Source organism: Acidobacteriota bacterium (assembly GCA_016196035.1).
In the GTDB taxonomy this organism is placed as follows: Bacteria; Acidobacteriota; Blastocatellia; order RBC074; family RBC074; genus JACPYM01.
In genome coordinates this window covers 23157-44701 of sequence record JACPYM010000024.1, presented here as the reverse complement: position 1 = coordinate 44701, position 21545 = coordinate 23157, and the positions used below count along the sequence as shown (strand labels likewise).

The 21545-nt window shown below is 57.5% G+C and carries 18 protein-coding genes; 17 read left to right on the top strand and 1 reads right to left on the bottom strand.

All coding sequences use genetic code 11. The features are described from left to right. Window positions 1-262: 262 nt before the first annotated feature. From HY011_08415 to HY011_08360, 12 genes are all read left to right on the top strand, one after another. The gene (locus HY011_08415; GenBank protein MBI3422951.1) at window positions 263-1471 is read left to right on the top strand and encodes an AAA family ATPase; all 1209 of its coding nucleotides are present in this window, start codon (window positions 263-265) and stop codon (window positions 1469-1471) included. Between the two features lie 437 nt (window positions 1472-1908). Continuing rightward, entirely contained in the window at window positions 1909-3204 is a 1296-nt protein-coding gene (locus HY011_08410) for a CpaF family protein (protein ID MBI3422950.1), read from the top strand. Window positions 3205-3276: 72 nt separating this feature from the next. Further along, window positions 3277-3690 carry a hypothetical protein gene (locus HY011_08405; protein ID MBI3422949.1) on the top strand — a complete coding sequence of 138 codons (414 nt, stop codon included), beginning with the start codon at window positions 3277-3279 and terminating at the stop codon, window positions 3688-3690. A gap of 74 nt (window positions 3691-3764) precedes the next feature. Continuing rightward, window positions 3765-3947 carry a hypothetical protein gene (locus HY011_08400; GenBank protein ID MBI3422948.1) on the top strand — a complete coding sequence of 61 codons (183 nt, stop codon included), beginning with the start codon at window positions 3765-3767 and terminating at the stop codon, window positions 3945-3947. A gap of 607 nt (window positions 3948-4554) precedes the next feature. Continuing rightward, entirely contained in the window at window positions 4555-5640 is a 1086-nt protein-coding gene (locus tag HY011_08395; protein MBI3422947.1) for a tetratricopeptide repeat protein, read from the top strand. Window positions 5641-5740: 100 nt separating this feature from the next. After that, window positions 5741-7015 carry an ATP-binding protein gene (locus HY011_08390; GenBank protein ID MBI3422946.1) on the top strand — a complete coding sequence of 425 codons (1275 nt, stop codon included), beginning with the start codon at window positions 5741-5743 and terminating at the stop codon, window positions 7013-7015. Window positions 7016-7173: 158 nt separating this feature from the next. Continuing rightward, the gene (locus tag HY011_08385) at window positions 7174-8295 is read left to right on the top strand and encodes a lytic transglycosylase domain-containing protein (protein MBI3422945.1); all 1122 of its coding nucleotides are present in this window, start codon (window positions 7174-7176) and stop codon (window positions 8293-8295) included. Between the two features lie 148 nt (window positions 8296-8443). Next, the gene (locus tag HY011_08380) at window positions 8444-9247 is read left to right on the top strand and encodes a hypothetical protein (protein MBI3422944.1); all 804 of its coding nucleotides are present in this window, start codon (window positions 8444-8446) and stop codon (window positions 9245-9247) included. A 69-nt stretch (window positions 9248-9316) separates the two neighbouring features. Further along, on the top strand, window positions 9317-10366 hold the full coding sequence (locus HY011_08375) for a VWA domain-containing protein (GenBank protein MBI3422943.1): 1050 nt from the start codon (window positions 9317-9319) through the stop codon (window positions 10364-10366). Window positions 10367-10577: 211 nt separating this feature from the next. Beyond that, on the top strand, window positions 10578-11375 hold the full coding sequence (locus tag HY011_08370) for an SDR family oxidoreductase (GenBank protein MBI3422942.1): 798 nt from the start codon (window positions 10578-10580) through the stop codon (window positions 11373-11375). Window positions 11376-11721: 346 nt separating this feature from the next. Beyond that, a complete protein-coding gene (locus HY011_08365; GenBank protein ID MBI3422941.1) occupies window positions 11722-13149 on the top strand; it encodes a M48 family metalloprotease in 1428 nt (475 codons plus the stop codon). Between the two features lie 148 nt (window positions 13150-13297). Then, window positions 13298-14299 (top strand): ketoacyl-ACP synthase III, encoded by a 1002-nt coding sequence (locus HY011_08360; protein ID MBI3422940.1) that lies wholly within the window; start codon window positions 13298-13300, stop codon window positions 14297-14299. 96 nt (window positions 14300-14395) lie between these two features. Here the strand turns inward: HY011_08360 and HY011_08355 are convergent, their stop codons facing one another. Continuing rightward, window positions 14396-16270, bottom strand: a complete 1875-nt coding sequence (locus HY011_08355) for a M61 family metallopeptidase (GenBank protein MBI3422939.1) — start codon at window positions 16268-16270, stop codon at window positions 14396-14398. A gap of 252 nt (window positions 16271-16522) precedes the next feature. On the opposite strand from HY011_08355, the gene hfq reads away from it, so the two are divergent. The 5 genes from hfq (at window position 16523) to HY011_08330 (ending at window position 21436) form a co-directional block, all read left to right on the top strand. Further along, window positions 16523-16906, top strand: a complete 384-nt coding sequence (hfq, locus tag HY011_08350) for an RNA chaperone Hfq (protein MBI3422938.1) — start codon at window positions 16523-16525, stop codon at window positions 16904-16906. Window positions 16907-16967: 61 nt separating this feature from the next. Next, on the top strand, window positions 16968-17669 hold the full coding sequence (locus HY011_08345; GenBank protein MBI3422937.1) for a dTMP kinase: 702 nt from the start codon (window positions 16968-16970) through the stop codon (window positions 17667-17669). Between the two features lie 2 nt (window positions 17670-17671). Further along, entirely contained in the window at window positions 17672-18685 is a 1014-nt protein-coding gene (gene holB / locus HY011_08340; protein ID MBI3422936.1) for a DNA polymerase III subunit delta', read from the top strand. 100 nt (window positions 18686-18785) lie between these two features. Continuing rightward, a complete protein-coding gene (locus tag HY011_08335) occupies window positions 18786-20240 on the top strand; it encodes an N-6 DNA methylase (protein ID MBI3422935.1) in 1455 nt (484 codons plus the stop codon). Further along, window positions 20237-21436, top strand: a complete 1200-nt coding sequence (locus HY011_08330; protein MBI3422934.1) for a restriction endonuclease subunit S — start codon at window positions 20237-20239, stop codon at window positions 21434-21436. Before HY011_08335 ends, HY011_08330 begins: the two co-directional genes overlap by 4 nt. The last annotated feature ends 109 nt before the right edge of the window (window positions 21437-21545 follow it).

Genomic DNA, 21545 nt, shown 5'->3' with positions numbered 1-21545 from the left:
TTTCAATGGAGTTTGGCGCTGGATGCGCATATAATCCAGCCCGCAGTTTTTCAGTAGTAGTCTCCCGAACGTGATTATCCAAAGTGCCGCCCGCGCATCCCACCTGCTGAGAGGAAAAAGCTCGCAGAGCATCCCATTAAGAAGGCCAACGGTAAAGGCCACAGGTTTAGACCCGGAGACAGGAACGGAGCCGCGTGAGGGCCGTTGATTGAACAGACAGTTCGCGTATCCCTTTGTCGTCACAGTTTGAGCCGAGGAGCCTGTGTTAAAGACCCTCTCCGTTGTTGTGGTCGGGCGCACCCTGAATTTGCAGGAGCGCGTGTTGCTGCGCAATGCCTGCCAAACGCCGCTGGTGATTCTGGCGGAATTGCCTCGCGCCACATTGACGCCCACCCAGATCTTTGAAGAGTTGCAGCGGCTGTGTCCGCAAGCCGTCTTGCTATTTCTCGACGCTGAGTTGCAACAGTCGTTCCGGCTGGTCGGACGCCTACATCAGGAATTGCCTGACGCCGCCGTGCTCTGTGCGAGCGAGAACGCCTCGGCAGAAGTGATTGTGAAAACGTTGCGCGCGGGTGCGTTGGAGTGTTTGAGTCAGCCGCTCAATTTGGAAGAAGTCATGGCGGCTTTCGCCAAACTCGAACAGCAATTCCAGCGTCCCCCCGAAGCCCGGCCCGGCAAAGTGATTGCGGTTTATTCGAGCAAAGGCGGCTGCGGCACGACATTCGTCGCGGCCAATCTCGCGGCGAGTCTGGCGCGCGTGGCGCAAGCGCGCACTTGTTTGGTGGATTTGAATCTGCAAGCCGGCGACCAACCGCTTTATCTGGGCCTGGAGCCGGTGGCGACGTTGTCCGACGTGGTGCAGAACTTTGACCGGCTGGATGAGCAATTGCTGGCAAAGTACCTGACGCCGCGCACCGACCGGCTTTCCTTACTGGCTGCCCCCACTGAGAGTGGGCGCGAAGAGGAAGTGAAAGTGGCTCACGTAATGCGCGTGCTGAATCTGCTTCGATCACGCATGGAATACGTTGTCCTGGATTTGCCGCGCGGCTTGGATGAAACCACCATCGGCGCGCTGGACAGCGCCGATGAACGGGTTTTGCTTTTGACCTTTGACATCCCCACGATTCGCAGCGCCAAACGTGCGCTCGATCTTTTCAAGCGGCTGGGTTATGACCGCGAACGCATCAAGCTGGTGGTCAACCGCTACGAGAAAGCGCCGGAATTCGATCTGAAGCAGGTCGAGAAAGTCTTGGAGACCAGGATTTATGCGACGCTGGCAAATGATTACCCGGCGGCCATCGCTTCGATCAACATGGGTGAACCGCTGGTGTTGAGCAAAACCCAGCCGCTCCTGACCCAGGATTTTTATCAGTTGGCGGGCCGGTTGAGCGGTAAAGAGCTGCTGCCGGAGCACAACGCACAGGCCGCGCGCAGCGGTCATAGCAGTTGGTTTTTATTCGGACGCCGTTGACTACACCGGCACCCAGGTTCTTTGGCGGTTTGAGCCTCACCTTGTAGTAACGAATTTATTCGTTACGCGTGGGACGTAACGAATAAATTCGTTACTACAAGGTGAGGTCGCAACCAGCAAGGAACTTCGTTGGCCGCGTATTGAACATGTTCCTCACAGTTCGTGGCAGTGCGCCCTGCCGTATTCGAACTAGAGGCGCCGCTGGCAGAACCGCTGGCAGAACCGCTGGCAGAACGCAGACAAACGCTGGCAAAGGCCGGACATCAGTTAAGCAACATGACCTCGGAAAGGAAGATTCCTCTATGTCGGATTTAAGAACCAGATTGGAGCAGGCCACGACGTTTCGTCCCGGTGGGGCGCAGCCGCCCGCGAATGGCGGGCAGTATGGCGACGCCACCGGCAATCAATTTGGCACGCCATCCTATCGTCCCGGAGCGATGCCGCCGACAACGGGCGGTTTGCGCGAGAATACGGCAGAGATGCAGGAATTGCGCTTGCGCATCGGGCGCATTCTCGTCAACCGGCTCGACATGTCGAAGCTGGAAAAGATGGATCCCATGCTGATGCAAGCCGACGTGCGGCGCGCGGTGGATCGCATTTTGGATGAAGAGAATATCCCGATCTCCGGCCTCGAACGCGAGCGTGTCCAAACCGACGTCATCAATGAGTTGTTCGGCCTGGGGCCGCTGGAACCCTTGCTCGAAGACAAAACGGTCTCTGACATTTTGGTCAACGGCTCCAAACAGGTTTATGTCGAGCGGCGTGGCAAGCTGGAACTGACCGACATTGTTTTCCGTGATGACGCGCACCTGATGTCCATCATTGACCGCATCGTTTCGCGCATTGGCCGCCGCGTGGACGAAACGACGCCGCTCTGCGACGCTCGCTTGCCCGACGGTTCGCGCGTCAATGCGATCATCCCGCCGCTGGCGATTGACGGCCCCTCGCTCTCGATCCGCCGCTTCGGCAAAGACCCGCTCAAGATCAGCGATCTGATTGAGTTCAAAGCCCTGACCCCGGCCCTGGCCCAATTTCTCGAAGCCTGCGTCAAATCGCGTTTGAACATCCTCGTGTCCGGCGGTACCGGTGCCGGTAAGACGACGATGTTGAATTGCCTCTCCGGGTTCATTCCACACGATGAACGTATCGTGACGATTGAGGACTCGGCTGAATTGACGATCCAACAGCCGCACGTCGTCCGCTTGGAAACGCGCCCGCCCAACATCGAAGGCAAGGGCGAAATCACCATCCGCAATCTGGTCAAAAACTCGCTGCGTATGCGCCCCGAACGCATCATCATCGGCGAAGTGCGTTCCGATGAAGCGATGGATATGTTGCAGGCCATGAACACCGGTCACGACGGCGCGCTGGCGACCATCCACGCCAACACGCCGCGCGATTCGCTGTCGCGTCTCGAAACCCTGATTGCGATGGGCAACCTGCGCCTGGGCGAAAAAGCCATGCGCCAGCAGATCAGTTCGGCCATCAACCTGATCGTGCAGTGCGCGCGCTTGAACGACGGTTCGCGCAAGATCACGCACGTGACCGAGATCATCGGTATGGAAGGCGAGATCATCACCATGCAGGATATTTTCAAGTTCACGCGCACTGGCATGGGGCCGAAAGGCGAAGTGCTGGGTTCGTTCAAAGCGACCGGCATCCGCCCGCGTTGTTCAGACAAACTGGAAGCGTATGGCTTCCGCATGCCCGCGCATCTATTCGAAGCATATTGATTTCACGGTGTCGGTGTAAGGGAGGATGCGGATTGCGGCTGAAACATCACGAGGCTGCAAGCCGCCGGTGTTATGACGTTAGTTTATTTGTCGCTTTGGTTGACGTTGCTGTGCGGTACGGCGGCGGTTTATTTCTTTCTGACGCGCGAGACGGCGCGTTACCGGCGTGTCATTGACCGGCGCTTGAATGAGATCGCGCAAGCGGGCGCCGGACAAGGAACGGCGCTGCACCTAAAGCCGGGGTTGCCAGTTTTACAGCGGCTGGTGAGTCGCTTGGAGGTGTTGACGCATTTGCAGCGGTTTTTACGGCAGGCGGAAATGCGGTTGGTGATCAATCGGTTCGTGCTGGTGAGCCTGTCGGTCGGTTTGGTGGCCGGGATAGTGGCGTTGCTCTTTTCAGGTTCGGGTCTGGTGGCTTTAGCCATGACACTGGGCGGAATGAGCACGCCGCTGGTGGCCGTTTTGTTGGCGGTGCTGGTACGCTGAATTCGAATTGACCAAGTGGCTCCCGCCGCTTGCCTGCCGCTTGGTTGATGCGCAGCGTTTAGGAGTAATGCCCCATGATTTTTCTCAATTCGATGATTTTGTGGGCCGGACGGCTCTTGCAGATGGAAGACGAGCCACGGCCTGATTTGACCCTCAATTACATCATCATTGTCGTTTTATTGGTGATTGTCGCTTTTTTAAGCGTGGTGGTGGGAAAGCGCCGGGTGCGCGAACGCGATGAAGAATGGGATCTTTAACCCCGCAAATTGCAGAATGTGATCTTTTTAGTTGAAAAGTAGCGCCGAGGAGATGACAATCGCCCCGGCGTAACCGCCCCAAGGCTGCTCTCTCAGGTTATCGCCGCCCACTTCTTCTGAACAGGCCGCGCAATTTGTTTCAGCGCCGCCGCGTTGCCCCGCAGAAGCCCGCTGTGGCATCCCCGTAAAAAGTATCCATAGATGACAGGTGCTGGACGTACCCTCTCAATGGGTTACTCAATGGGTTAATGATGATTTGATAAGAGTTTGAAAATTAGTTTGCGGCGCGTTGCCCGCCCCAGGCGTGTGACACCACACGGCGGCCTGTCCGCCGAATAGATTTTCCCCACTTCGGTTCTGCCGGACTGGCGCAACATAACGAGACGATTACGAACTTACGATTTACCGATTCCCTTCGCAGGTGACAGCTTTTCTTGGGAGTAATGGTGTTGGTGAAGCGATTGGTTGAAATGGTCGGTGCCCCAAATCAACCCGATTCAGCGCGGCCTGGCGAGGCTCTTCCGAATGTTTGACGGTGCGGGTTCAAACCCCCGTCATTCCTCCCTCGGACTCTCGCAAGCGTCAGCGCATTGAAAGGTGAGACCCAATGACAGACGAACGATTGATCAACCCGCAAAATAACAAACAGACCGCACCCGGTTGGCGGCGCTGGTTGAAAGAACCCGCCGTCGCCGCGGCGTTAACGATGGCCTTGGTGCTCGGTTTTTTGGTGGCCATGCCCGGTGTGCGGCTGCGCCTGGCCGATCACCTGACGGCGACCGAAATCTTCCTGTATGGCTACGGAGATGATACGCCCGGCAATGTCAAACCGACGACGACGACTGCGGGCAAGCCGGGCACGTTCAAAAAAATCATCAGCGCGCCCGTGCGGTTGGTGGCGCGCATTTTCCGGGGTGGCGATGGGGCGAATGAAGATGTCGCACGGGCCAAAGAGAAAGATGCGCAGAAAGTGAAGATCACCCCGGTGAACCGCACAGCCAATAGTGTTCCAACAGAAACCGCGCCGCTCAATGTCGAGGCCAGTTCGGTGGCGGCGGCGGCGGCGAAGCTTTACGACGACGCCATGGAACAGCACAGCAAAGGGCGGGTTGATTCGGCCATCGAGAAATTGGTCGGCTCGCTGGTGCTCGATCCGAATAATTCCGAGGCGTACAACATGCTGGCCGTCTGTTACGACGAGAAAGGCCAGTACAAGAACGCGCAGAATGAGTACAAAAAAGCGCTGCGTGTGGAACCCAACAATACGCGCTTCCTGAACAATCTCGGTTATTCGTTTTATCTGGCGGGGAATTACGGCGAATCGGTCAAATGGTACGGCAAAGGCTTACAGGTCTCGCCTGAAGACAAACGCCTGCACAACAACATTGGCTTGGCCTACGGGCGCAAAGGCGAGTTCGAGAAGGCGCGCTATCATTTCACGCAAGCCGTGGGTGAATTTGGCGCCTATTTGAATCTGGGTTATGTGTTTAGCCAGCACGGCAAATATGAGCAGGCGATACAGGCGTATGAAGCCGCGCTGCAAACACAGCCCTCTTCGTTGCCCGCGCTGAGCAATCTGGCCCAGCTTTATGAACGCACGGGCCGGGCGCGCGAGGCTGCTTCGCTCAACGAGCAGTACAAGAAATTGGCCGTGACCAATCAGTCAAAAGAAGCGACCACGGTGGATCAATAGAAATGCGGAAGGCGGAGTACGGAAGAAAACGCTTGGCATTTTTAGTTCGTACCCCGCCTTCCATTTTCCGCATTTGGACGGGTGTGAGGAGTGGAACGCGATGATGTATGAAGATGTGATGGTCGAGCAGGATTTTATCCCGCCGATGCCGGAAACCGTCGAAGCCACCGGCATGTCCTTTCAATTTCTGGCTGATCTGGCGCTCAAGACAGCAGGCACCGAAAGTAGCATGACCACGCTGGCGGTTTCCGAACGCATTTGTCTGCCGCTGCATATTGCCGAAGACCTGATGCAGCATCTTTACCGTGAAAAGCTGGTCGAGGTGCGCGGGCGCGTGAGTTTCAACAACAACCGCTATGCGGTGCTGGATCGCGGCTGGGATCAGATCAAACGCCTGGCGGAAATTTCCGGCTATGTCGGCCCCGCGCCGGTTTCGTTGGCCGCCTACAGCGCAATGGTGCGTTCGCAAGCCAAGCCCGAAGAAGTCATTGGGCCGCCCGCCGTCGCCGATGCGTTTCACGATCTCGTGCTGCCGGATTCGCTGTTGCAAACCATCGGGTTTGCGCTCAATTCGCGGCGCAGTCTATTTCTGTCGGGCTTGCCGGGCTTGGGCAAAACGGCGGTCGCCGAACGCATGAACAACGCCTTGCCGAAACCGGTGTGGATTCCCTATTCAGTCGCGGTGGACGAACACGTCATCAACATCTATGACGCGCACAACCACGAACGCACGTTTGACGAAGACGGCTATGATTCTTATGACCGGCGCTGGTTGCGCATCATGCGCCCGTTGATCATCGTCGGCGGCGAAATGACGCTGGAAACGACCGATCTGATTTACAACCGCGCCTCGCGTTATTACGAAGCGCCGTTCCAGGTCAAAGCCAATTGCGGCACGCTGGTGATTGACGACTTTGGCCGTCAACGCGTCGAGCCGGAAGAATTGCTCAACCGCTGGATCGTCCCGCTCGAACGCAAAGTGGACTTCCTGACGCTGCACACCGGCAAAAAGATTGCCGTGCCCTTTGAGCAGTTGGTGGTTTTCTCAACCAACATCAATCCGAAAGACCTGGTGGACGAAGCGTTCCTGCGCCGCCTCGGTTACCGCGTGATGATCGAACCGCCGAACGAGAAGACCTATCGCAAGATTTTTGAGAAGCGGGCCGATGTGCTGGGCATCAGTTACGAAAATTCGGTGCTCGATTATCTGATCGCCAAGTATCGCGTCGAGAGCAAGGTGATGAAATCCTGCGAACCGCGCGATTTGCTCAACCGGTTCATTGATATTTGCACCTACCAAAGTCTGGCGCCGCATCTGACGCCCGATTTGCTGGATATTGCCTGGAGCAATTACTTCGGTATGGCGCACGTGTAAAGTGCTTGCGGATTGCAGATTGTGGAATGCGGATTGAACTGGCCCATCCGCAATTCACAATTAGTCAGGGAAAGGTTTGGTGCCAACCAATGATCATGGGGACAACCCTGCGGATGAACTTCCGTAAAAAATCCGTTTCGTTCGGAGTGCTCGTCGCGATGGCATGTCACATCCTGGCGGGCGTCGCTGTTTATGCCGACCAGGTACGCTTAAAAGACGGGCGCACCTTCGAGGCCGATGAGGTGTGGGAAGTCGGCGATGATCTTTGGTACCGGCAAGGGAAGGTGATGCACGCTTTGCGCAAAGATAACGTCGCGCGCGTGATTCACGGCACCCCTGAAGAAGTCAAAGCCCAACTCGACGCCGAAGCCGCCCAAGCCGAAGCCGCCCGTTTGCGTGCGCGCCAGCCGGGTTACAGCAGCATTCCCGGTACCATCACCGCGATTAAGAAAGACGCAGTCAAGAAGGCCGAAACCAAACGCGCCGAGACCGTCGCCGCCAAAAAAGTAGAAGCCGCCGCTGAAATCAAATCCGCCAACGTCTCCGCCAATAAAGCCGACACCAAGCCTGAAGAACCCGCGCCCAAAATTACGCGCATCATGCTCAAAGGCGGCGTCAAAATTGACGCAGATGCTGTTTGGGAAGAGCCAGCGCGCATCGGCTATCGGCTGGGCAAGATTCAAACGTTTGTAGATCGCCTGGCGGTTGAGAAAATTCTCTATGACATCGCTGAGGATGAGCCGCTGCCCGATTTGCAACTGCCCGACATGAAATTCACCACCGGGCATCGCGGGCTGGATCAACTGATCGTGCATAACGCGATCCGATATGATGTCAACCCGCTGCTGATTTACCTGTTGATGAAGCAGGAATCGAACTTCAATCATCGCGCTATCTCGCCGGTGGGCGCGCGCGGCCTGATGCAATTGATGCCGGAAACAGCACTGCGGCTGGGCGTGCGCAACATCAATGATCCGATAGAAAACGTAGACGCGGGCACGCGCTACTTGAAGACCTTAATTCAGATGTTCAACGGCGACGTGAACCTTGCGCTGGCGGGCTACAACGCCGGCGAGAACGCGGTGATCCGCTACGGCTATCGCGTGCCGCCCTATCGCGAGACGCAAAATTACGTGTACAGCATCAACGTCGCGTACCGGCGCGCCGTGGCGCAGGGGCTGGTTGTGACGCCCGCGGAGTTGCAGCGGCAAATGCTGGCGCAACAGACACCGCCGAAACTGAAGTCAAAACAGCGGCGCGTGACGACGGCGAATCGCTGAGGTCGAATGGCAAACACGTTCTTGTCCAACTCTCCCGCTTGAGTTTGCCGCCCGCTTCGCCGAAAATCCCCGCGCCGCACAACTCAACGCGACCATCCACGAGATCGCCTTCCTTGCCGGAATGTCAGTTAAGCAGAGGAGGTTTGTTATGAAAGCGTTCATCCCAGTCGTTCTTGCACTCTTGCTCACCAGCGGTTTGGTTCAAACCACCCGCGCCCAGGGCGCGCCCGTGCGCGAAGTGCTTTCCAACGATTCGATCATCAATCTAGCCAAAGCCGGCTTCAAAGAGAACACGATCATTGCGCTCATTCGCACCTCGCCCGTCTCGTTCGACATCACCACCGCCAAACTGGTCACGCTCAAAAAGAATAACGTCAGCGAAAAGATCATCACCGCCATGATCGAACGCCAGACGTTGGGCGGCGGGCTGGGCGGCGGTTCGCTGGCCGACGATGAGTTTTTCAAACAGGACGATGACGCTTTCTTTCGCGGCGCCAATCCGAATTCATCCAATAACCCAGGCCAAAAAGAAGCGCCCCCGCAAATCAATCCGCGCGGCGATTCCCGCATGGATGAATCCGAAAATCCGATCTTCGGTTCGCGCTCTGGCGGCAAGAGTCAGAGCCGCTCGCGGGGCTTGGGCGGCCCCAATGGCAGCGCCTCGAATGAAGGCGAAACCTTGGGTTCGGCCTCGGTCAGAATTATTCGCCCGCCCAGCGAAAATGGCGGCCCCAGCGCGCCGAAGTTGGAGCGCGCGCCCAAACTCGACAACAAAGCGATTCTGGATTTAATCGAGGCGGGTTTTTCGGAAGGCAGCATCCTGCGCAAGATCGAAAGCTCGCAGGTGGATTTCGATGTTTCGACCAAAGCGCTGGCCGAGTTGCGCAAGAACCGCGTCAGCGAGTCCGTCATCAAAGCGATGGCTGAAGCGATGGGGATCGAAATGAAGTAGCCGTTTGTAGTTCCGCCTTTGGGCGGGTTTCAGTTTGCCCAACGACCGCCTGAAAGCGGAATTACAAACATGCCTCCCGCCGTGATCAAGATGTGCAATCCAGCTTTTCGCGTTTTTTTTCTTTCGCTTGTTTGTTTGCTCGCCACTGCGCCACTGGCCGCTCAAACCCGCGACAAACAGGATAAACAGCGCCCACCTGAGCCTGACCCCGGTTCGACCATCTCGATTGACACGCTCGAAGTGCTCTTGCCCGTCACCGTGCGCGACCGCACGAGCGGCCAATTCGTCACCGATCTCAAGGCCGACGATTTTCTCGTGTATGAAGACGGCCAGCCGCAGCCGATCAGTTCCTTCGCGCTCAAGCGGCTGCCCGTGCACGTCGTCCTGTTGGTAGACACGAGCAGCAGCGCGGCCCACGAATTGGAGAGCTTCAGAACGGTCGCCTATAACTTCATCTCGCAACTCGACCCCGCCGATCAAATCTCGCTCATCAGCTTTCACGACAAAGTCGAATTGATTCAGGATTGGACGGCCAACCGCCTGTTGCTCAAACGCGCGCTCAACCGGTTGCAATCGGGCATGTTCACGCGCTTCAACGAAGCCCTCTGGCTGGCGGCCAACGAACAACTCGACAAGATCAAGGGCCGCAAAGCCATCATCGTGCTGACCGACGGCATTGACAGCGGCTTCGGGCGCATCACCAACGAACGCGCCTTCCGTGCCCTGCAGGAAGCCGAGGTCGCCACCTACGTCGTCAGCAAGACGCGGCTGGATGCGAACAAAGAGCGCGAGGACTTGGAATTTTATCAACGCGAGGGCAATAATTCGCTCAACAAAATCCGCCTCGACGGCATCAAGCTGCACCTGAAAACACTCTCTGAGAGCGAGCAAAATCTGACTCACATCGCCGAAGAAACCGGCGGGCGCATCTTTTTGCCGGAACAGTTCGATGATCTAGGCGCCGCTTATCAGCAAGTCGCCGAAGAATTGCGCAGCCAATATGTGATTTTCTATTCGCCCACCCGCGCCGAACGTGATGGCAAATACCGCGCGATTCGCGTCAAGGTCAAACGCCCCAATTGCCAGACCGCCACGCGCTTTGGCTACTATCCGAAATAGCCTGGCATAGCCTGGGTACGCACGCTTCCCAGCGTGCGGCTTGGCATGAGACAGACAAATGCCGGTGGGGTTTCCTTTCAGCATCTATCCGTCTCATGCCAAGCCGCACGCTGGGAAGCGTGCGTACCCAGGGTTTTTGCTTTCTCTTTCCCCTTCGTCTATCGTGACCGCCACCCCACCACATCATCGGTGAACACGAAAGGAAACGGCGATGGCAGAATGGCAAGGCCAAACAGCGCTGGTGACCGGCGCGTCGTATGGCATCGGGACGGCGTTTGCACACAAGTTGGCGGCGGACGGCGCGCATCTGATTTTGACGGCGCGTTCGCGCGACCGTTTGGAAGCGCTGGCGGATGAATTGCGCCGCCAATACGGCATCCACGTCACTTCGATCGAAGCCGACCTCGCCCAGCACGAAGCCCCGCAATTAATCTTTGACGAAGTGCAACGGCAAGGCTTGCGCGTTGACGTGCTCATCAACAACGCGGGGTTTGGCGCGGCGGGCGATTTCGCCAAGCTGTCGCTCGACCGGCAGTTGGAAATGATCCAGGTCAACGTAACGGCGCTGGTCGCCCTGGCGCATCTGTTTGTGCAACCGATGTTGCAACGCCGGGCAGGCGCGATTCTCAACGTTAGTTCGACCGCGGCCTTTCAAGGCGTGCCGTATTTTGCCGTCTATTCCGCCACCAAAAGTTTCATCCTCATTTTTAGCGAAGCCCTCTGGGCCGAATGCCGCGACCAGGGCGTGCGTGTGTCGGCGCTCTGTCCGGGCGCGACCGAATCGAACTTTCAGGCCGTCGCCGGGACTTCAAAGCGCAAGCTGCGCGGCAAGGTGCAAACGGCGGAAGAAGTCGTGGCCGAGGCTTTGGACGCGCTGGCAGAAGGCCGCAGCCACGTTGTGACGGGCTGGAATAATAAGCTGATGGTACAACTCGAACGCCTCGCCTCGCGCAAAACGGCGGTTAGCGCGGCAGAGCGGTTGTTTAAGCAGTTTGCGATTCGTGATTAAATACGTGTCCGTGGCCCGACCTTTAGCCGCGTATACGACTAGGGCGGGTTGCAAGTGCGTTTACAGAAGTCAGTTGATGCTGGGACAGTACCGCGCGTGTGAGCAAGCGGCGTGTCAAGCTTGCCCCCTTGGCTGAACTGCCGACGCGCCGCTTGCTCACGCGCGCGGTATTGTCCCGCTGCGCGGTTTTCCCATACATCGAAGTGAAAACCGATCTAATGAAGGAGCTAGTACTCCATCAAGCTGTAAGTGATGGATGCTGAGAGCGCATCCGGGATGTAGGGCGGGATTAAATCCCGCCCTACATCCCTCATTTTCAGCTTGATGGAGTACTAGAGAGATATTGATGCGCAAAAAGAAATTGGCGAGTTGGGTTTTGTTGGCAGCCTTGGCCGGACAATTGGCTTGTCGCGGCGGTGGCGGCGATTCCGTGCAAACGTCCGGCGGGCCAGGGCCGCATTTCAAACCCGCCGCCTTTAACTTGTTCAGTCCGGAGCAGGACGTGCAACTGGGCCGCCAATCCGCCGAGCAGGTCATGCACGAAACGCCGATGGTGAAAGACGCGCAGATCGTCAATTACGTGCAGCAACTCACGCAGAAACTTGCCACCAAAGCCGAAGGCGAACGGTTCAATTTCCAGTCCTGGGTCGTGGCGACCAAAGAGATCAACGCCTTTGCGCTGCCCGGCGGCTTTCTCTTTGTCAACGCGGGCGCGATTGCCGCCGCCAAAAACGAAGGCGAACTGGCGGGCGTGATGGCGCACGAGATTTCGCACGCCACCTTGCGCCACGGTACAGCCCAAGCTTCCAAAGCCAAACTGGCCGAGGGTGGTTTGGGTATCTTGGGCGTGATCGCAGGCGCGGGCGAACGGCCCGAACTCGGCCAGATCATCAGCCAGGTGGGCGGTTTTGGCGCAAATATGCTCTTCCTGAAATTCGGGCGCACCGCTGAGAAACAAGCCGACCTGGAAGGCGCGCGCATACTGGCCGAGGCGGGCTACGATCCGCGCGATATGGCGAATTTCTTCAAAACGCTGGAGTCCGAAGGCGGCCAACGCGCGCCCGAATTGCTCAGCGATCATCCCGACCCCGGCAATCGCATCAAGTACATTCTCGAAGCTACGCAGCAATTGCACGTGTCTTCCAGCCCCAAACACGATAGCCCTGAGTTCCAGGCCGTCAAAGCGCGGTTGACCGGACGCGCGCCGCAGCCATTGGCCGAGAACAGCCAGTTGAAACGTGTCGGGCCGAAAGACCCCACGAACATGGAAATGGGCCAGCGTCCGCCGCGCCCCTCCGGTCAGCTCAAAGCCCAACAGGCCAAAGACGGCTCGTTCGCCGTGCAGGTGCCCGCGAATTGGGACGCCATCGAAGGCGGCGCTTCGACGCTGATCTTTGCGCCGCACGGCGGCTATGGAAAATTCAACGAGTCCTTCATCGTCACGCACGGCGTGTTCGTCGGCGTGCTGAATCCGCAAGGCGGCGATTTGGGCCGTGCGACGAGCGCGTTAATCCAGCAACAGATCAATGACAATCCCGATTTCCAAATCGTCAAACAGCCCCAGCCCATCAATTTCGGCGGCCAGCAAGGCTACGTCGCCGCCATCGCCGGGCCTTCCGCCAACACGGGCGTGGCCGAAGTGGATGTGACTTACACAACGGTGACGGCGGATGGACGGCTGTTTTATCTGATCACCATCGCGCCGGAAGACGAACAGCAGGTTTACAAAGCGGCCTTTGAACAGGTGCTGCGCAGCTTGCAACTGGCGCGGTAAGAATGCACTGCTGCGGTACCGCGCGCGTGAGCAAGCGGAGACTTGCGCTGCTGCACCCATCCGTCAGACCTGACGCGCCGCTGGCTGACGCGCGCGGTACCGTTTTGCAAACCTTATGGCCTTGCCCAGCAACGTATGAGGTGAAGTGATGACTTGTTACCTGACTGGCTTTGGCGCGGCGCTGCCCGAACGTGAAGTGACCAATGCCGAACTTGCGCCGCAACTCGGCGTCACCTCGGAATGGATCGAAGCTAGTTCCGGCATACGTGCGCGACGCTGGGCGAATACTGACCAGTCCGCTTCTGAACTGGCGGCGGACGCGGTGCAGGCCGCCTTGCGCGATGCTGGCTTGGAGGCCGCACAACTCGATTATCTGATCGGCGGCACGCTGTCGCCCGATTACCAGGTGCCGGGCATCGCGCCGTTGGTGCAACACCGCCTGGTGGGTTGCCGCCCAGTACCGGCGTTGGATGTGCGCGCGGCGTGCGCGGCGATTCTCTACAGTCTGCAAGTCGCGCAAGGCTTGCTGGCGGCGGGCACGGCGCAGCACATCGCCTGCTTTGGCGCTGAGGCGCAATCGAAGGGCTTGGACATACACCCGCGCGCCGCCGAACTGAGCATGTTGTTTGGCGATGGTGCGGGCGCGGTGATCGTCAGCCGCGCGCCAAAACCTGACGGACTGTCATTGCGGCTGTTGGACGTGCTCATCGCCACGGATGGCAATTATGCCGAAGACCTGATTGTGCGCGCGCCGGGTACGGCGAATGGCGCGCGCTGGTTTGACGAAACGCAATCTCTCTTTGGTGTAATGAACGGGCGCACGGTGATCTTGCAGGCGGTGCGCAAACTCAGCGAAGCCGCGCTGGAAATCACCGCGCGCAACGGTCTCACACTGGCACAGATTGATCTCGTCGTGCCGCATCAAGCCAATTTGAATCTGCTGCAAGCGCTGGGCAAACGGCTGGGCCTTGCGCCGGAGCGCATCGTCATCAACCTTGACCGTTACGGCAACACCAGCGGCGCGTCGGCTTTTCTGGCGTTGCAACAGGCGCAGGAAGAAAAGCGCTTTGCGGCGGGTGAGTATGTGTTGGTGCTGGCGTTTGGGGCTGGGTTTACGTGGGGTGCCGCGCTATGCCAGGCGTGCGAGTGACCAAGGCCGCCCACTAAGACACACGAAGGGGCACGAAGAAAGCCAACCCAATTGAATCTTCTTCGTGCTCCTTCGTGTGTCTTAGTGGGCGGTTCTTTAACGTTGTGAACCGAGCCATTCGGCCCGCAACTTCTTCATTGCGGGTGTGACCTCTTTGTTGAGGCTTTCGTATGACACGACTTCGACATTCGGGTCTTCGGTGAAGGTCAATTGCACGGTGCGTTTGACGCCGCGCTGGTCGGCTTCGATAGCGATGGTGTCGCCGGGTTTGTGCTTTTCGAGAATTGCTTGCACATCCGAAGGCGTTTTCACCGCCTGACCGTCAAAGCTCAAAATCTTGTCGCCGCGATCCAAACCAGCTTGATACAGCGGCCCCGTCGTCAATGTCGGCCCGCCAATCGTCAACGCGCCGTTCTGTTCGCGCAATTGCGCATCGAGCCAGACTTTGCCAGGGCGCGCCTGGCGGTATACAAACCCGGCTTGGGCGAGCAGCGGGCCATAATCCACCACGTCGCGGCCTTCGATATAACGGGCGAAGTAGTCATTGGCAAACGCCGCATCGCCGGTCAGCCTGGCGAGCGCAGCTTTCAGATCGGCAATGGTGTAGGGTTTAGCGGGATTATAGTTTTTCTGATGCTTGCCGTAACTTTGCCAAAGTTCGGGCATGTAACTGTCTAGCGTCTTGCCGGGGAATTTGGTGCGCAGCGTCAAGTCAAGGCCGAGGGCGACCGCCGCGCCATAGGTGTAATACGACACGAACAGATTGCGGCTGTTGGTCGGGAAGTCACTGTTAGCGCCGTCTTCGTGCACAGCCTGCTGGCTCATTTCGATGGGGCCATGCAAGCGGCGGCCAGGCGAATTGACGACCGCGTTAATTGTGAAGCCAAGGCCGCGCCCAAAGTTGGCATCGTCACCGCCGAAGCCCGCGCGTTTCATCAGCAGGTTGCCGTAATACTGCGTGAAGCCTTCACCTACCCAAAGACCATCCGCGACATTGGCGTCTTCAAAACTGAACGGTTCGAGCGTGCGCGGGCGCAACCGTTCGACATTCCAGCAATGAAAGAACTCGTGCGAGACGGTGCCCAGATTGGCGCGTGGATTCCCTCTGATCGAACGCGGCGCGGTCAGGCTGGTCGAGTTGCGATGCTCCATGCCATCGCCGCCGATTTGCGGCACATAATTGGCGATGAAGGTATAAGTGCCGAAATCGAAATCGGGTGTCTCGCCAAAGACGGCGATCTGTTCGTTGACGACTTTTTTGATCATCTCAGCGAACTCGTCCACATCCTTTTCTTCGCAGTTGTCATTGAGCGCGAGGCGTATGGTGTAGGTCTTGCCGTTCGATTGCACCGGCCATTCACGGAATTTCAAGTCGCCCAGCATGGTTGGCGAATCCATGAAGTATTGCATGTGCGGCGCGGTGAAGACTTCGGCATCGGCGGTCGGCGCCAGTTGCGTGGCGATCTTCCAATTCGGATTGGGACGGCGGCAACGCACCGTGATCGGCGCGTTTTCAAACCCGCGCGCCCACATAAACGTCGCGGGTATGCTCAGGTGCGCCATCGTGTGATCAATGCCGGTGAAGGTGCCCGAACCCAGATCGCCAAACAGCGTGTAACTGATGCGCACCTTGCCGCCCTTACTGACGACGTTCCATTGGGTTGAGTTGGGCCGCGTGAAGGCGAGCGGCGCGCCTTTGTCATCGGTGGCGCGCACGTTGTATACGTTCTTGGAAAACTCTTGCAACGCATAGCGGCCCGGCGACGAGCGGCTCATGCGGGCTTCGAGCGGTTTGTTGGCCGGCACGCCTGTGAAAGTCACAGTGACTTCGGCCTCGTGGTGCACGGCGTTGGGAAAGGCGATCTCGTATTCGACCTTGCTTTGTGCGCTAGCGCTGGCGGCGGCGAGCAACAGCAGCGCGAGACTGAAAAAAGTGCGGAACGAATGGTGGTGACGGCGTTGAAACGGCATTCTGAATTTCCTCCGGAAGCTCCTGGAAAAGCGGTGACGATGTGCTTGTAGCCTTCTACCAACATTGAATGGCTGAGAGCAACCCTGGCTGCGAGAAGTTGCGGCAATATGTTTCCGACAAGATTTGATCTGGCAAGGGCGTGCCGTTTCGGTTAGTATTGCCGCTGGTTAGACCCTGGCTGAACAAGCCAATAACAACAACAACAAATAAATTTTCAGAGAGGGGCAATTCGGGTTACCGATTTGGGAAATATGGAAACGCAAAATAGTCAAAACGTACAAGACGGCTTCCTCAATACTCTCCGCCGGGATCGCATCAATGTGACGATCTATTTGGTCGGCGGTGTCAAACTGACGGGTAAGATTCGTAGCTTCGATAAGTTCTCGGTGGTGCTGGAATCGGGAAATCTAGAGCAACTGATTTTCAAGCACGCCATTTCCACGATCTCAGTGCCGCGCGGCAGCATGACGCACACGCGCGATCATCACACCCCAAGCGTTGGGGCTGACAGAGTCGGCGCTGACAGACCTCCTCTGGGAGATCGGCCTGTGAGTGCTGAGCGTCCTCCGCTGGTTACCAGAGAAGCCCCTAGAGAACCGGCTCCCTCTGGTGGCGCCGCTCCTTCAGGCGATTAAACGCGTCGCTCTGGCAGGCGCGCTTGGCTGGTAAAGCGGAGCGCGCCGCCTACGCCATTTCATGCAACGCGGCAAATTCATCACCTTCGAAGGCATTGACGGTTGCGGCAAGACGACACAATTGCCGTTGCTCGCTCGCCATTTGGCGGAGCAGGGCATTCCTTGCCTTGCCACCCGCGAACCGGGCGGCACCGCTATTGGCAAACGCATTCGCGCCGTCCTGCTCGATGTGCCCGCCGAACAGGACGCGCCGGTCGAGCCGTTGACCGAGCTGTTGCTCTATGCCGCAGATCGCGCCCAGCACGTGCGGCAATTGATCATGCCCGCGCTGGCCGCCGGCATGATCGTGCTGAGCGACCGTTATGCCGACGCTACGATTGCCTATCAAGGCTATGGGCGCGGCTTTGACTTGCCGATGGTCGAACACTTGATGGATTTGGCGACGGGCGGCTTGAAACCCGATGCGACCCTGCTGTTTGACCTGGAGGTGCAACTCGGTTTGAGCCGTGTGCATGGTCGCGGCAAAGCGCCGGCTTCTGTTGACCTCAACCCAACCGTCGCCGAACAGCCCGACCGTTTAGACCTGGAACCGCTGGAATTTCACGAGCGCGTGCGGCGCGGCTATCACCTGCTGGCGGCGCGCGAACCGGAACGGTTTCATATCATCCCCGCCGCTGGTTCCATCGAAGAAGTCGCGGCGCTCACCCTCGTCGAAGTTACAAAACTCCTAAATCCGCAATCCGCAATCTACCATCTGCAATAACCATGTCTTTCGCCAAGCTGATCGGCAACGAACGCAACAAAGCCGTCTTGCAGCGTTTGCTGTTGGGCGGACGTATTGGCGCGACGCTGATCTTTGCCGGGCCTGATGGCATCGGCAAACGCCAATTCGCCTTAGCGATGGCGAAGGCGCTCAATTGCCATCAGCCGGTGATTGACGCCGCCCAGGGCCGTTACGATAGCTGCGACACTTGCCCGGTCTGCCAGCGCATTAATGCAGGCGTGTACGGCGACGTGACGACGATCAAACCCGACGGCCAATTCATCAAAATCGTCCAGACCCGCCAAATCGCCCACGAAGTGCAGTACCGCCCGCGCGAAGGCAAGCAGCGCTTCTTCCTCATTGACGACGCCGACCGCTTGCGCGATGAGGCCGCCAATTCGTTGCTCAAAACGCTGGAAGAACCGCCGCCGACCTCGACGCTGATTTTGCTGACCGCCAAACCGCATGCCTTGCTGCAAACCATCCGCTCGCGCGCCCAACGCATCAACTTCGCTCCACTGACGACAGCAGAAATGGAAGAATACCTGACCGCCAACTTCCGCCGCCCCAAACCCGACACGCTCTTGCTCGCGCGTCTGACCGAAGGGCGCATCGGCCAGGCCACGGCCTTTGATTTGGGAGTTTATCGCCAGGAACGCAACGTGCTCATCAACCTGTTGGAACTGCTGGCAACGGGCGAGAACCGCTTCCGGCTGATGAAAGCGGCGGAATACCTCGGCAAAAAAGAGCGCGAAGAGTTCGAGCGCGAACTGGATTTGCTTAACCGCCTGCTGCGCGACCTCTTCCTGCTGGCGGCAGGCAGCGCCCGCGATACCATCGTCAACATAGATGTTGCCGACAAGCTGGAGCCACTGGCCGCCGCGACCGGGATTCCCAAGCTGACGAACTGGGCGGAGCAGTTCAACGAATTGCGCGCGCGGTTGCGCTTCAACGTCAACCGGCAATTGGCGACGGAAGCGCTGCTGCTCAACTTGATCGGCGTTAGCCAAGCGTAATCCCAAACCCTTTCACGGGAACAAGCCCGCACACGTTTGGTTTCAAAATCAGCGGCACCCAAGTCATGCCTTGAAAATAAGAGGCTGAACTCTACAACTCATGTTCGAACAAGCATTCAAAAACATTGACGATACCCTGCGCAAAGAAGCGGGTTGCACCACCGAACTTGATTACACCGAACAGACCTCGTGGCTGCTGTTCCTGAAATATCTGGACGGGCTGGAACAGGACAAAGCCACCGAAGCCGAACTGGAAGGCAAGCCTTACAGCTTCATCCTCGACGATGCCTATCGTTGGGAAAGTTGGGCTGCACCGAAAGATGCCAGCGGCAAGCTCGATCACAACGCGGCATTGTCAGGCGATGATTTGCGCGATTTCGTCAACCTGAAGCTGTTCCCGTACCTGCACGGCTTCAAGCAGAAAGCCACCGGGCCGAACACGCTGGAATACAAGATCGGCGAGATTTTCGGCGAGATCAAAAACAAGATTCAGAGCGGGTACAACCTGCGCGAGATCATTGATCACATTGACGAATTGCGCTTTCGTTCGCAGACCGAAAAACACGAACTGTCGCACCTCTATGAAGCCAAGATCAAAAACATGGGCAACGCCGGACGCAATGGCGGCGAATATTACACGCCGCGTCCGCTGATTCGCGCGATGATTCAGGTGACACAGCCGCGCCTCGGCGAACGCATTTATGACGGCGCGTGCGGTTCGGCGGGCTTTTTGTGCGAAGCCTTTGATTACCTGAAAGCCAAGCCGAACCTGAAAACCAGCGAGTTGGAAACGCTGCAAACCAACACCTTTTTCGGCAAAGAGAAAAAGTCGCTGGCGTATGTCATTGCGATCATGAACATGATCCTGCACGGCATCGAAGCGCCCAACATCATCCACACCAACACGCTGACCGAAAACATCGCCGACATTCAGGAAAAAGACCGCTACGACGTGGTGCTGGCCAATCCGCCCTTCGGCGGCAAAGAGCGCAAGGAAGTGCAGCAGAACTTCCCCATCCGCACGGGCGAAACGGCGTTCCTCTTCCTGCAACATTTCATCAAGATTTTGCGCGCGGGCGGACGCGGCGGCATCGTCATCAAAAACACCTTTCTGTCGAATACGGACAACGCTTCGGTCAGCTTGCGCAAGCTGCTGCTGGAAAGCTGCCACCTGCACACGGTGCTGGATTGCCCCGGCGGCACGTTCCAGGGCGCAGGCGTCAAAACCGTCGTGCTGTTTTTTGAGAAAGGCGCACCGACGCGCAAGGTCTGGTTTTATCAGCTTGAACCGGGCCGCAATCTGGGCAAGACCAATCCGCTTAATGATGACGATTTGCAGGAATTCGTCGCGCTGCAACAGAGCTTTGCCGATTCGCCCAAATCGTGGAGCGTGGACGCCGCCAGCATTGACTCGGCGACCTTTGATCTTTCGGTCAAGAGCCCCAACGGCGGCGAAGCAGTCGCGCACCGCAGCCCGCAGGAAATTATGGATGAGATTGCAGCATTGGATGTGGAGAGTGCGGAAGTGTTGGAAACGATTCGGGGGTTGTTATGAAAGCGGGTTGGCAACGTAAGAAGGTCAGCGAAATCGCCCAGCACTCACTTGGCAAGATGCTCGACAAAGCGAAGAACAAAGGTGAGCCAAAGCCGTATCTGCGAAACCTCAATGTCCGCTGGTTTGGGTTTGATCTATCGGATGTGTCTGAGATGCGTTTCTTGCCCGAAGAAACAGCCAAATACACCGCCATCAAAGGCGATTTGCTGATTTGCGAAGGCGGCTATCCGGGACGCGCGGCGATTTGGGATCAGGATGAGCCGATCTACTTTCAAAAGGCGCTCCATCGAGTTCGCTTCTATCAGGCTGAGCACAGCAAGTGGATGCTTTACTACCTGTACGCTTGCGATCTTGATGGAACGTTGAAGCAGCATTTCAATGGCGCAGGCATTCAGCACTTCACCGGCGAGACACTGAGTCAGTTTGAGATACCGCTTCCGCCACTCTCCGAACAGCAGCGGATTGTCGGCATCCTCGACGAAGCGTTTGACGGCATCGGCACCGCCAAAGCCAATGCCGAACAGAACCGCCAGAACGCGCGTGCGCTGTTTGAAAGCCACCTGCAATCCGTCTTCACGATGCGCGGTGAGGGATGGGTGGAGAAACGATTGGGAGACTTGTGCGAACGCATCACCAAAGGTTCATCGCCAAAATGGCAAGGAATAGATTACGTCGAAAAGCCCGGCGTGCTGTTTGTCACCAGTGAGAACGTCGGTGAGTATCAATTGCTGATGACCAAGCCAAAGTATGTTGAAGAGAAGTTCAATGCGAAGGATAAAAAGTCAATTCTTCAAAAAGGCGACGTCCTAACCAACATCGTTGGCGCGTCTATAGGACGAACGGCAATCTTTGATTTGGAGGAAATCGCTAATATCAATCAAGCGGTTTGCCTGATTCGTTGTGAACCGATGTTGCTCAGCAACTTCTATCTGACCTATTTGTTAAATTCTCCGGTCTTTCGGGATATTCTGCATGACAACGAGGTTGATAGTGCAAGAGCCAATTTAAGTCTTGGCTTCTTCTCGCAACTCACCGTGCCCTTGCCACCACTTCCAGCCCAGAGAGATGTTGTCGCTAAACTTGACGCTCTACGCGAAGAAACCCAACGCCTCGAATCTATCTACCAGCAAAAGCTCGCGGCGCTGGACGAATTGAAAAAATCGTTATTGCATCAAGCCTTCACGGGGGAACTATGAAGGCCACGCTCCCCGCCCCAACGGGGCCACAGCCTACAGCCCAGGGCGGAGCGGATGCGAAGCCCTGGGACAGCGGAGCGGCGAAAGAGAACGCCAAGCCCTGCAAGGG